Origin of the sequence: Achromobacter denitrificans NBRC 15125, from assembly GCF_001571365.1 — a bacterium.
Classification (GTDB): Bacteria; Pseudomonadota; Gammaproteobacteria; order Burkholderiales; family Burkholderiaceae_B; genus Achromobacter; species Achromobacter denitrificans.
Window position 1 is genome coordinate 126624 of the sequence record NZ_BCTQ01000009.1, and the last position, 12306, is coordinate 138929.

Genomic DNA, 12306 nt, shown 5'->3' on the forward strand with positions numbered 1-12306 from the left:
AAGGGCCGTTTGCAGATTTTGCGGTTTCCTCGCGGGCCGCGACGCGCTGGCGTCAGTAGCCGCGCCGCGCGTCGTAGACGTTGGGCAAGGCATCGCCGCGCTCGTTGGCGGCGATCAGGAAGGCCGTGTGGCGCGCGCGCTCCTTGCGGTCCGGAATGGCGGCGCAATGCGGCGTGACGATGATGCCGGGGTGCGACCACAGCGCGGATTCCGGCGGCAGCGGTTCGTCGTCGAACACGTCCAGCACGGCCTGGCTCAACTGGCCGCTGTCCAGGGCCGCGACGACATCCGCCTCCACCATGTGCGAGCCGCGCCCCGCGTTGATCAGACACGCGCCGCGCGGCAGCCCCGCGAGCGTCGCGGCGTTCAGGATGCCGCGCGTGGCGTCGGTGGCGGGCAGCAGGCAGACGAGGATGTCCGTCGCCGCCAGGAACGCGCCGAACTGCTCCTGGCCGGCGTAGGTCGGCAGGCCTTCCAGCCGGCTGGCCCCGCGCGACCAGCCGCTGACCTGGAAGCCCACGCGCGACAGCAGCTGCGCCGAGGCCACGCCCAGCAGGCCCAGTCCCATGACGCCCACGCGCAGGTCGGCGGCGACGCGCACCGAATCGAAATACTCCCAGTGGCGGCGCGCCTGGTTATCCACAGCCCGCTTGATGTCGCGGGTCAGCATCAACGCCGACGTGAGCACGAATTCGGCCATTTCCGTCCGGGTGCGATCGGTCATCATGCGGGCGATGGGCACGTGGCGCGGCCACTGCGGGTCGGCCAGGATATGGTCGACGCCGGCGCCGGCGCTGATGATCAGTTTCAGGTTCGGGAAGGTGGCCAGCCGGCCGGGATCGGGCTCCCAGACCAGGGCGTAGTCGATGCTGGCCGGGTCGACCGGTTCGTGCCAGCCCACCACCTCCAGCCCGGGCGCGCAGGCCTGGAAATTCGAGCGCCAGTCGTCGATGGCCTGGGGGCCGCCGGAATTGATGATGAGCCGCATCTTGGTCCTTAGGAGAGCGCGGCGCGCGCCCGCGGTTTATCCACAGGCGGGGCGGCGCGCGTCGGGTTCAACGCGAAATCATGCGGTTCCAGCGGGCGTTGAACGCCGGCCGCGCCGCATTGATCTGGTCCCAGTCCAGGATCTTAGCGTTCGCCATATAGCCTTGGAAGCGCTTGAGCGCTTCGGCGTTGTCGGCGGGCGCCTGCACGTTCTTGTTGGACGGGAAGTTCCCCGCCCACTCCAGCGCCTTGGCCTGGGCCTGGGCCGACAACAGGTACAGCGCCAGCTTCTGCGACAGTTCCGGCTCGCTGTTCCTGGCGACGACGCATTCCCCCACCATCAGGATCACCGCGCCTTCCTTGGGATGCGCGTACTCCACCGGGATGCCGCGCCGTTTCAGGCGGGCGATGGCGGTCGGCGTCAGCGGGAAGAGCGCGGCCTCGTCGGACTGGATCATGTTCGCCAGCGGCTCCGAGTTGGGAATGTATTCCCGCACGTTGGGGCCGACGGAGGCCGGCCACTGCCTGAAGCCCGGCTCGAAATTCCGGTCGTCGCCCCCCTGGATGCGGTTGAACATCAGGAAGGCGTGCAGGCCGAAGGTGCTGCCCGAGGCCGACTGGAACACGACCTTGCCCCGGTACTTCGGATCGGCCAGGTCCATCCAGGACGCGGGCGCAGCCCAGCCGCGGTCGGCGAATACGCGGGTGTTGTAGCCCAGGCCCGTCATCCCGACGTCGATGCCGGCGGCCATGCGGCCCTTCATCAGCGCGGTGGGATACAGCTCCTTGAGCACCGGATCCTCGTTGAGCGGTTCGCACAGGCCCATGGAGATCGCGCGCGCCATGACGCCATCGTCCAGGAACATGAGGTGCATCTCGGGCGCATCCTTGCGCGCCTGAGCCCGGGCCAGCACGTCGGTCGACGTGCCCGGCATGACGACGATCTTCACGTCGTTGGCGCGTTCGAATTCCGGAAACACGTGCTGCGCGAACGCCCGTTCCATGTCGCCGCCGTTCATGCCGACGTACAGCGTCTTCTGCTGCGCCAGGGCGCCCGTCGACAGCAGCGCGGCAATCGCCGCCGCCAGCAACCGCCTCCCCGTGGCCCGCCGGCACGCGGCGCCCTGTTTCTTGTCCGTCATGGTGACTCCAGCGTTTGAGCCGCTCCAGGCGCGAAGAACCAAAAAAAAGCCCGGACACGCATCGAACGTCCAGGCTTGCTCATCGGCCCCGGCCGATTCAGGTCGGGTAGGTTCCCGGCAACAGGATGCTGCGGTCGCCGGGCTGGATCGAACGCCGGCCGCACAGCGCCATGGTCGTGTCCATTTCCTTGTACAGGATCTCCAGCGCGCGGGTCACGCCGGCCTGGCCGTAGGCGCCCAGGCCGTACAGGAAGGCGCGCCCGATCATGGTGCCGCGCGCGCCCAGCGCCACGGCCTTGAGGATGTCCTGGCCCGAACGGATGCCGCCATCCATCCAGACCTCGATCTTCGAGCCTACGGCGTCGGCGATCGCCGGCAGGGCGGCGATGGACGACATGGCGCCGTCCAGCTGGCGCCCGCCGTGGTTGCTGACGATGAGCGCATCGGCGCCGCTGTCGGCGGCCAGCTGCGCGTCCTCGACGTCGAGGATGCCCTTGATGATCAGCTTGCCGCCCCAGCGCTGCTTGATCCACTGGACGTCATCCCAGCTCAGGCGCGGATCGAACTGCTCGGCCGTCCAGGAGGACAGCGACGACAGGTCGCTCACGCCCTTGGCGTGCCCGACGATATTGCCGAAGGTGCGGCGCTTGGTGCCCAGCATGCCCATGCACCAGCGCGGCTTGGTCGCCAGGTTGATGAGGTTGCGCAGGGTGGGCTTGGGCGGCGTCGACAGGCCGTTCTTGATGTCCTTGTGGCGCTGGCCCAGGATCTGCAGGTCCAGCGTGAGCACCAGCGCCGAGCAGCCGGCGGCCTTGGCCCGGTCGATGAGGTTGCCCACGAATTCGCGGTCGCGCATTACATAGAGCTGGAACCAGAACGGCCGGCGGGTCGCCGCCGCCACGTCTTCGAGCGAGCAGATGCTCATGGTGGACAGCGTGAAGGGCACGCCGAAATCCGCCGCCGCCTTGGCCGCCAGGATTTCCCCGTCGGCATGCTGCATACCGGTCAGGCCCGTGGGCGAAATCGCCAGCGGCATGATCACATCCTGGCCCACCAGCGTGGTGCGCAGTGACCGGCCTTCCATGTTCACCGCCACGCGCTGGCGCAGCTTGATCTTCTGGAAGTCGCTTTCATTGGCGCGATACGTGCCTTCGGTCCAGGCGCCGGAATCCGCATAGTCGTAGAACATGCGCGGCACGCGTTTCTGCGCGACGGCGCGCAAATCTTCGATGCAGGTGATCGTAGAAAGGTTAGCGGTCATGGAGTGTCTATGGAGTGGTGAGGGGCGCCAGCTGCGACGCTTTATTTTTAGATACCCGGGCCGCCGGCTGCGGGCGGCCCGGGCGGCGCCGCCGGGCTCACGAACCCCGCGGCGCCGCCCAGTATACGCGCCGAGGCCGGCAAGCGTCGCTTGCCGGCCTCGGTCGCCCCCCTGTCGCGGGAGCTCTTCCGGCCCCCGCGCCCCCTATCGCGGCCAGACCTTCGAGACGGCCCGGATGGTGGCCCACGCCACCCAGCGCGGGCTGGTCAGCCGCGCGGCCGGCAAGCGGCGCATCACGTCCACGGCCAGCCCGCCGCGCTTGTGCCATTCCTTCTTGCGCGTCTGGCTATCGGTCCAGCGGCCTTCCAGCCACGGGAACTCGCGGCGGCCCGGCTTGTAGACCGGCGGCGTGTTGTAGATCAGGATGTAGGCCAGGCGCGGCGCCTGCGAGGTGTTCGGGCCCGTGAAATGCAGGGTCCGGGCGTCGTGCACGGTGATGCCGCCCGGATCCAGCGGTTCGGGCACCGCCTGCTCGCGCGGGAAATCGCCGCAGCATTCCAGCGGATGCAGGCTCTTGTCCCCGCCCGGCGACCGGTGCTCCAGCACGTCCCACTTATTCGAGCCCGGGATGAACTGCATGCAGCCGTTTTCCGTCGTGGCCGGCTGCAGCGCCAGCCAGATGCTCAGCTCGTTGTAGATGAAGTCCGGCGAGCGGAACGCCTCGTCCTGGTGCCAGGGCGTCTCGGGGCCGTGGGGACCGGGCTTGAGCAGGGCATGCTCGCCGTAGAGAGCGGCATCCTCGCCCAGCAGCTGGCGGGCCAGCTCCAGGGTGCGCTCGTGATAGGCGGTCTTCAGGAGCCCGGGGGCATAATGGCGCGGATCGTGCAAACTGGGAAACTTGGCGGGCTTGGACGGATCGTCACGGCTGACGAAGTCGTACTGGGCGCCTTCGTTGTAGCCGGTCTTGTTCGTGAACAGATCCATCAGGGTCCTGCGGATGTAGCCCACTTCGTCTTGCGGGCAGATGTCCTTCAGGGCCAGATACCCTTGTTCCCTGTAGCGCGCTGTCTCTGCTTCCGACAACAAACTGGTCTCTTCCATAATGGCTTCTCCAAGCTCTGGTAGCGGGTGTTCCCGTTGGCACGTTTTGACATGAGCTCTAACGTATCGCTTCGATGCCCATCGGGCCTATAGACCATCCGCCGTAGCCAATACCGCCTACGCATATCGCCAAGGGCGGCGCATCATCCGAAGGAAACCGCATGCAAGACCCCAAAACCGACCCTCACATCGAAACCGTCCACGTCACCGTCAGCGGCGTCGTGCAGGGCGTGGGCTACCGCCACGCCACGGTCCGCCGCGCCCATCTGCTGGGCGCGCGGGGCTGGGTGCAGAACTTGCCGGACGGCACGGTCGAGGCCCTGGTGCAGGGCACGCCCGACCAGGTCGACCACATGCTGGAATGGCTGCGGCGAGGCCCGCCCGGCGCCGACGTGCGGGAAGTCACCACGCGCAGGGAGTACACGGATAAGCGTTACATCCGCTTCGAGCAGCTGTAAGCGCGCCCGCCTCGCGCGCCGGCAAGACTTAATCCGATAGGCGGAAAAAAGGCGGAAACGGCGGAAGGAGCATCCGCCGTAAGGCTCAGCGGGTGCGCAGCCAGCGCCCGCCCAATTGGTTGAGGATCAGCCCGGCCAGCACGCCCGCCGCTCCCAGCCATTGCAGCGGCCGCAGGCTTTCGCCGAACGCCATGGAGGCGGCCCACAGGCCCACCACCGGCACCAGCAGCGAAAACGGCGCGACCTTGGCCGCGGCGTGGCGCGTGAGCAACTGCGTCCACAGGGTGTAGGCCAGCAATGTCGCGAACCCGGCCAGGTAGAGCACCGACAGCGCTTCGCCCCAACCCATGCCGGCCACCATGCCGACCACCGGCTCCCAGCCGTCGATGAGCACGGCCAGCAGCAGGAAGGGCAGCACCGGCGCGGCGCTGCTCCAGGCGATGAACGCGAACGGGTCGTAGCCGGGCGCCTTGCGGCTGGCCTGGCGCACGATGATGTTGGACACCGCCCACATGAACGCCGCGCCCAGCGTCAGCGCGAAACCCAGCATCGTCATCTGGCCCGGCCCGTCGCCGCGGCCGCCGGCGATGACCGCCAGCCCCAGCGCGGCGACGCCCAGGCCGATCCAGTGATGCCGCTGCGCACGTTCATGCAGCATGGGCGCGGCCAGCAGCAGCGTGAAGAACGCCTGGGTCTGGATGACCAGCGAAGCCATGCCGGCCGGCATGCCAAATTTCAGCGCGGTGAAGAGCAGCCCGAACTGGCCCAGGCCTTGCACCAGGCCATAGGCGGCGACCCAGCGCCAGGGCACCTTGGGCGGTCGCACGAAGAGGATCAGGGGGAAGGCCGCCAGCGCGAACCGCAGGGCGCCGAGCATCATGGGCGAAAGCCCCCGCATGCCGACCTTCATGACGACGAAGTTGGAGCCCCAGATGACCACGACCGCCAGCGCGCAGAGATAGTCTTTTCGGGAAAGGTGGGTCGTGGACATGCGGCATTATCGCACCGGGCGGATGCCCGGAACGGAGCAGATCAGCGGGCGTTCAGCACCGTTTCGAAAGCCCGCACGGCCGCGTCGATGTCCTCGTCGCCGATGTGGCGGTGGGTCACGCAGCGCAGCCGCGTGCGGCCCCAGGGGCGGACCAGCAGGCCGGCCGCCTGCAGCGCCGCGACCCACCGCGCATTGTCCATGCCGGTGCCGGCCGTCTCCACCTGCACGATATTGGTTTGGGGCACGGTCGCGGACAGGGCCGGCGCCAGGCGGTTCACGCCGTCGCTCAGCCGACGCGCGCGGGCGTGGTCCTCGGCCAGCCGGCCGCCCATCGTCCGCACGCCTTCCAGGCCGGCCGCCGCCATGATGCCCGACTGGCGCTGGGTGCCGCCCAGCATGCGGCGCAGCCCCCGCGCCTTGTCCATGACCGGTCGGGCGCCGGCCAGCACCGCGCCCACGGGCGCGCTCAGGCCCTTGGACAGGCACAGCGACACCGTATCGGCATGGCGGGCGATGTCTCCCGGCGCCACGCCCAGCGCCACGGCGGCGTTGAACAGGCGGGCGCCGTCCAGGTGGACCGCCGCGCCGGCCGCGTTCGCCATGCCGTGGACCGCCTGCATGTGGTCCAGGGGCAGGACCGAGCCGCCCGCGTTGTTGTGCGAGGTTTCCATCCCCACCAGCGAGGTCTTCAGCCGGTGCCCGCCGGCATGCAGCGCCTCTTCCAGGCGCCCCAGGTCCATCGCGCCCTCGGCGCCGGGCACGCCCAGGTAGAACAGCCCCGTGAAGGTGGCGGCGCCGCGTTCCGAGGTGTACATATGAGCCGTCGATTCCAGCACGACCTGTTCGTTGCGCTGCGTCTGCGCCAGCACGGCCAACAGATTGGCCATAGTGCAGCTGGGCACGAACAGCCCGGCGTCCTTGCCCAGGCTGGCGGCCACGTGCGCCTCCAGCTCGCGCACGGTGGGATCGCCGTCCAGGCCGTCGTCGCCGATCGGCGCGGACCGCATGCGCTCGTACATCGCCTCGGTGGGGTGGGTAACGGTGTCGCTGCGCAGGTCGACGGGCGGGCGCCGGGTGGCGGGGGTACGCTGGGTCATGGCTATCAGTGCTGCAGGATTTTGGAAAGGAACTGGCGCGTGCGCGGCGCACGCTCTTCTACGTTGCCGAAGAACTGCTCTTTCTCGCAGTCCTCCACGATCTTGCCGCCGTCCATGAAGATCACGCGGTCGGCGACGCGGCGGGCGAATCCCATTTCATGGGTGACCACCATCATCGTCATGCCGTCGCCCGCCAGGTCGGTCATCACGTCCAGCACCTCATTGACCATCTCGGGGTCCAGGGCCGACGTCGGTTCGTCGAACAGCATCACCACCGGGTCCATCGACAAGGCGCGCGCGATCGCCACGCGCTGCTGCTGGCCGCCCGACAGTTCCCCGGGATGCTTGTCCTTGTGCGCGGACAGGCCCACGCGGTCCAGCAGCGCCAGCGCGCGCTGGCGCGCCTCGTCCTGGCCGCGCTTGAGCACCTTGACCTGGCCCAGGCACAGGTTCTCGGTCACGGACAGGTGCGGGAACAGCTCGAAATGCTGGAACACCATGCCGGCCACGGCGCGCAGCTTGGGCAGGTTGGTGCGCGGATCGCCCACCGAAATGCCGTTGACCACGATGTCGCCCTTCTGGAAGGGCTCCAGCGCGTTCACGGTCTTGATCAGCGTGGACTTGCCGGAACCGGACGGCCCGCAGACCACCACGACCTCGCCGCGGCCGACGGTGGTCGAGCAATCGTCCAGCACCTGGAAGGCGCCGTACCATTTGCTGACCTGCCTGATCTCGATCATCGGAGGCTTGGGGATATCTTGCATCGTTGAACCTGTGGATAACTTGTGGAAGACGGATGCGGAGGTTTAGCGCAGCACGCGCGTGCGCTTTTCCAGCCGCTTGACCAGGCGGGACGCGGTGAAGCAGATGATGAAGTACACCACCGCCACGAACAGGTAGAGCTCCACCAGGCGGCCGTCGCGCTGGCCGATCTTGGCCGCCGCGCCCAGGAAGTCGGTCAGCGACAGCACGTACACCAGCGACGTATCCTGGAACAGGATGATGACGCGCGTAAGCAGCGCCGGCACCATGTTGCGAAACGCCTGCGGCAGCACCACGTAGCGCATGCCCTGCCAGGAGGTCAGCCCCAGCGCCATGCTGGCCGACACCTGGCCGCGCGCGATCGACTGGATCCCCGCGCGCATGATCTCGCAGAAGTACGCGGCCTCGAACAGGGTGAAGGTGATCACCGCCGAATTGAACGCGCCCACCCGCAGCGGCGTGGGCGAGCCCACGATCCAGGCGGCGATGTACGGCATCAGGAAGTAGAACCAGAAGATCACCAGCAGCAGCGGGATCGAACGCATCACGTTCACGTAGATGCCCGCCGGCACCGACAATATCCTGAACCGCGACAGGCGCATCATCGCCAGCATCGTGCCCAGCGCCAGCCCCATCACGGCCGCCAGCGCGGTCAGCGTCAAGGTGAACGTCATGCCCGTCTGGAACAGATAGGGCAGGGCGCTGCCGATGACGTCGAAATCGAATTTGCCCATGATGCTAGCGCCCGCCCTTGCCCGCGGCGCCGATCAGGCCGGGCACCGCCGAACGGCGCTCGATCGTGCGCATGCCCAGGACGACGATGCCGTTGAGGATCAGGTAGATGACGGTGGCCGCGGAAAACGCCTCGAAGATATGGAAGCTGAACTCCGCCATGGAACGCGCCTGGCCGGTCAGCTCAAGCAGGCCGATGGTCAGCGCCACCGAGGAGTATTTGACGGTGCCCATGAACTCCGAGGTGAGCGGCGGCAGCACGATGCGGAAGGCCTCGGGCAGGATCACGTAGCGGTAGACCTGCGCCTCGGTCAGGCCCAGCGCGGTGCCCGCCTGGAACTGGCCGCGCGGCAGCGACTGTATGCCCGCGCGCAGCTGCTCGGCCACGCGCGCCGAACCATAGAACCCCAGGCACAGGACGGCGGGCACGAACTGGCCCCAGGGCTGCGGCATCTGCTTCATCGCCAGGCCCCAGGCATGCGGCAGCAGCTCGGGCAGCACGAAGTACCACAGGAACATCTGCACCAGCAGCGGCACGTTGCGGAACAGCTCCACGTAGGTCGCGCCGACCGCGTTCATCAGGCGGGACTGCGCGGTGCGCATCACGCCCAGGCAGGACCCCAGCAGCAGCGCGAAGACCCACGCCGTCAAGGCCAGCGCGAGGGTCCAGCCCACGCCGATCAGAATCGTCTCCAGGAACGTATGCACGCCGTCCGGCGACATCTCCAGGAAGACGTCCCAACTCCAGTTGTAGTTCATGCCTATCCTTCGATGGCGATGCCGTCCGCGTCCGGCGAGCGGCATCCATGCCCCGGCAGGGGCCGCGGGAAGGCTCGCCTCCCGCGGACCGCCTGCTTACTCGTATGCCTTGGGGTCGCCGGAATCGGTGGGATTGGCCAGCGCGCGCTTCAGGGCGTCGCTCATCGGGTACTTCAGGTTGATCTGCTTGGGCGGGATCGGCGAATTGAAGTACTTGTCGTAGATCGCGGCCACCTTGCCCGTCTTGATCAGGTCCCGCACGGCGTCGTCCACCACCTTCTTGAAGGCCGGGTCGTCCTTGGGCTCCATGATGCCGTAGGGCGCCATTTCCAGGCCCTTCGTGCCGATCACGAACGCATCCGGATTCTTCGACGACGCCACCGCGCCGTAGGCAATGCCGTCGTCATTGGCCGAGCCCGCGGCGCGGCCCGATTCCACCATCAGGATGGTTTCGGCCGTGTCCTTGGTGGGCGCCATGGTAATGCCCAGGTTGCCCTTGGCGTTCAGCTGCGAGATCAGGCGGAAGGTCTGCCCGCCCGCCTGGGCCGCGATGGACTTGCCGCGGAAGGACTCCAGGTTGTTCGGGTCCACGCCGCCGTCCTTGCGCGCCACCAGCACCACCTGGGCCACGAAGGTGGTGGGCGCGAACGACACCAGCTTGTGGCGCTCGATATTGTTGGTGGTGTTGCCGCATTCCAGGTCGATCGTGCCGTTGGCCAGCAGCGGGATGCGCGTGGCCGACGTGGTCGGGTTGTAGCGCACCTCCAGCTTGGGCAGCTTCAGCGCGGCCTTCACGTACTGGGCGACTTCCTGGCAGATCTCCACCGTATAGCCGATCGGCTTCTGGTTGCCGTCGAGGTAGGCGAAGGGCACCGAGGTCTCGGGGTGGCCCAGCGTGATCACGCCGGTTTCCTTGATCTTGTCCAGGCGGCTCGGGCCTTCGGCGTGGGCGGATGCGGCGCTGCCGAGCAGGGCCGCGGCGACGGAGATCGCAGCAAGTGCTTTCATCTGATTCCCTTGGCGCCGTTCGAGCGGCGCGTGCTTATATTTACGATCGGCGGCTTCAGGCCTGCTGGAAACCGCCGCGCTCCGCGATGAGCCCCGCGGCTGGCGAAAAGTATCAACTAGCAGTATGGTTTTATCCAGTTCCAATCGAGTATTCCTCTATACGGATTTGACATGGCCATTCCACGCATGGGCTTGCGACACATCGAGGCCTTCCGGGCCGTCATGATGACCGGCTCGATGACCGCCGCCGCGCGGCGCGTGCATACCTCGCAGCCGCACGTTAGCCGCTTAATCGCGCAATTGGAAGCCATCACCCAGTTCCCCTTGTTCGATCGCAACGGCAGCCGCCTGACCCCCACGCAGGATGGCTCGCGCTTCTTTCAGGAAGTGGAGAAAACCTTCATCGGCCTGGCCGGCCTGGAGTCCGCGGCGGCCAGCATCCGCTCATTCAGCGCCAGCCGCCTGAGCGTGGCCGCCATGCCGCGGCTGGCCGGCGGGCTGCTGGCCCGCATCGTCGCCGCCTTCAAGACCGAATACCCGGACGTCATGGTGTCCATCCATTCCGGCAATGCCAGCACGGTGCACAACTGGATCAGTTCGGGATTCTGCGACACGGGCCTGGCGATGCTGTCGGGGGACTCCCCCGGCATCCAGGTCGAGCCCGTGCTCTCGATGAGCTGCGTGGCCGTGGTGCCCAAGGGGCACCGGCTGGCCCGGCTGAAGAAGCTCAAGCCCGCCGACTTCGCCGGCGAACCGTTCGTCGCCTTCACCAGCGGCACGCCGCTGCGCGAGAAAATCGACAACGTCTTCAAGACGGCCAAGGTCGAACGGCAGATCGTGGCCGAGGCCGGACTGGGCTCGTCCATCTGCGCGCTCGTCGGCGCGGGGCTGGGCGTGGCCCTCATCAACCCGCTGGCCGCCCGCGAGGAATTCGAGGCCAACGGTGTGGAGGTGCGCCCCTTCAGCCCGGCGGTGCCGGTCACGGTGGCCTTGCTCTATCCCCCGTACCACACGCGCACCCGCCTGGTCAGCGTGTTCTCGCGCTACGCCCACCAGCTCATGCAGGAAGAAATGGGCGATCTGAAGGCCCGGCCGGCGCGCTGACATCGCCGACGGCGTCAAGCCGCTTTACTCGACTTCCTTGTCCACGTGCTGGACCACCAGGTCGATCACGCGCGGCGTGTTCTTCGAGGCCAGCGCCTCGATGATCGCGCAGTGTTCCTGGTGCAGGGTGTGGCGGCTTTCCGGCACGAAGCCATACACGCGCCAGGCCTGTATCCAAAGCTGATGGATCTGCCGCTGCATGGCGGAGAGAATGGGGTTGCCGGCGAGCTCGGCGACCTTGGCCTCGAAGCTCATGTCCAGGCCGGCGTTCTCTTCGAATTCGCCGCTGGCCGTCTTGTCCAGGGCATTCTCGTCGATCAGCTCTTTCAGCGCGCGGATCCCGCTTTTGTTGGCCTTGATGGCATAGGCCTCGAAGATCGCCCGCTCGATCGCGGTGCGAGCCGCGATCAACTGCTGCATGAACTCCTTGGAGACGCCCAGCGCCAGCAGCGCGTTCAGGTTGTCGCCGCTGCTGGCAACGGCCTGCTTCTCGACGAAGTAGGTGCCGCTGCCGACCCGCGTCTCGATGCGCCCCGCGGCCTCCAGGACCTTGAGCGCCTGGCGGATCGAAGAACGACTGACCGAAAAACTCTCCGATAGCTCGCGCTCCGAAGGCAGCTTGTCGCCAATCTGGAACTGGCCGCTGTTCAGGAGATTCTCAAGCTGCTGGCAGACCTCCTGAAAGATGTCTGTCCGCTTGATGGGGAGCATTGAAAAACGGGGCTTGCTCATGTGGATTCAGTGCCGGACATCCGAAAAGAGAGACGTTGGACTTTACCATTCTTCAACCAAATGGTCCGTCCACTTTCCCATACATCACATCTCCGCGCCCATCAATTGGGGAAAATTTGGATAAATTGGTAAGTTGTCCTACCACTTTAATCGGATAGCATACCAGTTAGTC

The 12306-nt window shown here is 67.1% G+C and carries 13 protein-coding genes; 2 read left to right on the top strand and 11 right to left on the bottom strand.

The features are described 5' to 3' along the window. Positions 1-52: 52 nt before the first annotated feature. From ADE01S_RS10165 to ADE01S_RS10180, 4 genes are all read right to left on the bottom strand, one after another. Positions 53-988 carry a 2-hydroxyacid dehydrogenase gene (locus tag ADE01S_RS10165; protein ID WP_062681569.1) on the bottom strand — a complete coding sequence of 312 codons (936 nt, stop codon included), beginning with the start codon at positions 986-988 and terminating at the stop codon, positions 53-55. A 67-nt stretch (positions 989-1055) separates the two neighbouring features. Further along, positions 1056-2129 carry an extracellular solute-binding protein gene (locus tag ADE01S_RS10170; protein ID WP_062681570.1) on the bottom strand — a complete coding sequence of 358 codons (1074 nt, stop codon included), beginning with the start codon at positions 2127-2129 and terminating at the stop codon, positions 1056-1058. 97 nt (positions 2130-2226) lie between these two features. Next, a complete protein-coding gene (locus tag ADE01S_RS10175) occupies positions 2227-3390 on the bottom strand; it encodes an alpha-hydroxy acid oxidase (RefSeq protein ID WP_062681571.1) in 1164 nt (387 codons plus the stop codon). 204 nt (positions 3391-3594) lie between these two features. Then, a complete protein-coding gene (locus ADE01S_RS10180; RefSeq protein WP_062681572.1) occupies positions 3595-4491 on the bottom strand; it encodes a phytanoyl-CoA dioxygenase family protein in 897 nt (298 codons plus the stop codon). A 161-nt stretch (positions 4492-4652) separates the two neighbouring features. Here ADE01S_RS10180 and ADE01S_RS10185 point away from each other — a divergent pair, with 161 nt between their 5' ends. Then, positions 4653-4949, top strand: a complete 297-nt coding sequence (locus ADE01S_RS10185; RefSeq protein WP_062681573.1) for an acylphosphatase — start codon at positions 4653-4655, stop codon at positions 4947-4949. Between the two features lie 85 nt (positions 4950-5034). Here the strand turns inward: ADE01S_RS10185 and ADE01S_RS10190 are convergent, their stop codons facing one another. From ADE01S_RS10190 to ADE01S_RS10215, 6 genes are all read right to left on the bottom strand, one after another. Next, the gene (locus tag ADE01S_RS10190; RefSeq protein ID WP_062681574.1) at positions 5035-5940 is read right to left on the bottom strand and encodes an EamA family transporter; all 906 of its coding nucleotides are present in this window, start codon (positions 5938-5940) and stop codon (positions 5035-5037) included. 41 nt (positions 5941-5981) lie between these two features. Beyond that, on the bottom strand, positions 5982-7037 hold the full coding sequence (locus ADE01S_RS10195; protein ID WP_062681575.1) for a threonine aldolase family protein: 1056 nt from the start codon (positions 7035-7037) through the stop codon (positions 5982-5984). A gap of 5 nt (positions 7038-7042) precedes the next feature. After that, positions 7043-7777 carry an amino acid ABC transporter ATP-binding protein gene (locus ADE01S_RS10200; RefSeq protein ID WP_062681576.1) on the bottom strand — a complete coding sequence of 245 codons (735 nt, stop codon included), beginning with the start codon at positions 7775-7777 and terminating at the stop codon, positions 7043-7045. A gap of 66 nt (positions 7778-7843) precedes the next feature. Continuing rightward, positions 7844-8533: an amino acid ABC transporter permease gene (locus ADE01S_RS10205; RefSeq protein ID WP_062681577.1), complete on the bottom strand. Its 690-nt coding sequence runs from the start codon at positions 8531-8533 to the stop codon at positions 7844-7846. 4 nt (positions 8534-8537) lie between these two features. Then, on the bottom strand, positions 8538-9290 hold the full coding sequence (locus tag ADE01S_RS10210) for an amino acid ABC transporter permease (protein ID WP_062681578.1): 753 nt from the start codon (positions 9288-9290) through the stop codon (positions 8538-8540). Positions 9291-9386: 96 nt separating this feature from the next. Next, positions 9387-10298, bottom strand: coding sequence for an amino acid ABC transporter substrate-binding protein (locus ADE01S_RS10215; RefSeq protein WP_062681579.1), 912 nt, complete (start codon positions 10296-10298; stop codon positions 9387-9389). Between the two features lie 171 nt (positions 10299-10469). Between ADE01S_RS10215 and ADE01S_RS10220 the strand changes: the two genes are divergently transcribed. After that, positions 10470-11402: a LysR substrate-binding domain-containing protein gene (locus ADE01S_RS10220; protein WP_082775753.1), complete on the top strand. Its 933-nt coding sequence runs from the start codon at positions 10470-10472 to the stop codon at positions 11400-11402. 24 nt (positions 11403-11426) lie between these two features. Here the strand turns inward: ADE01S_RS10220 and ADE01S_RS10225 are convergent, their stop codons facing one another. Continuing rightward, on the bottom strand, positions 11427-12134 hold the full coding sequence (locus ADE01S_RS10225; RefSeq protein WP_075873192.1) for a FadR/GntR family transcriptional regulator: 708 nt from the start codon (positions 12132-12134) through the stop codon (positions 11427-11429). Between the last annotated feature and the right edge of the window lie 172 nt (positions 12135-12306).

Bases quoted from the DNA above. Each gene is read 5' to 3' on its own strand.
- ADE01S_RS10165 (WP_062681569.1), bottom strand. From the start codon at position 988: ATGCGGCTCATCATCAATTCCGGCGGCCCCCAGGCCATCGACGACTGG.
- ADE01S_RS10170 (WP_062681570.1), bottom strand. From the start codon at position 2,129: ATGACGGACAAGAAACAGGGCGCCGCGTGCCGGCGGGCCACGGGGAGG.
- ADE01S_RS10175 (WP_062681571.1), bottom strand. From the start codon at position 3,390: ATGACCGCTAACCTTTCTACGATCACCTGCATCGAAGATTTGCGCGCC.
- ADE01S_RS10180 (WP_062681572.1), bottom strand. From the start codon at position 4,491: ATGGAAGAGACCAGTTTGTTGTCGGAAGCAGAGACAGCGCGCTACAGG.
- ADE01S_RS10185 (WP_062681573.1), top strand. From the start codon at position 4,653: ATGCAAGACCCCAAAACCGACCCTCACATCGAAACCGTCCACGTCACC.
- ADE01S_RS10190 (WP_062681574.1), bottom strand. From the start codon at position 5,940: ATGTCCACGACCCACCTTTCCCGAAAAGACTATCTCTGCGCGCTGGCG.
- ADE01S_RS10195 (WP_062681575.1), bottom strand. From the start codon at position 7,037: ATGACCCAGCGTACCCCCGCCACCCGGCGCCCGCCCGTCGACCTGCGC.
- ADE01S_RS10200 (WP_062681576.1), bottom strand. From the start codon at position 7,777: ATGATCGAGATCAGGCAGGTCAGCAAATGGTACGGCGCCTTCCAGGTG.
- ADE01S_RS10205 (WP_062681577.1), bottom strand. From the start codon at position 8,533: ATGGGCAAATTCGATTTCGACGTCATCGGCAGCGCCCTGCCCTATCTG.
- ADE01S_RS10210 (WP_062681578.1), bottom strand. From the start codon at position 9,290: ATGAACTACAACTGGAGTTGGGACGTCTTCCTGGAGATGTCGCCGGAC.
- ADE01S_RS10215 (WP_062681579.1), bottom strand. From the start codon at position 10,298: ATGAAAGCACTTGCTGCGATCTCCGTCGCCGCGGCCCTGCTCGGCAGC.
- ADE01S_RS10220 (WP_082775753.1), top strand. From the start codon at position 10,470: ATGGCCATTCCACGCATGGGCTTGCGACACATCGAGGCCTTCCGGGCC.
- ADE01S_RS10225 (WP_075873192.1), bottom strand. From the start codon at position 12,134: ATGAGCAAGCCCCGTTTTTCAATGCTCCCCATCAAGCGGACAGACATC.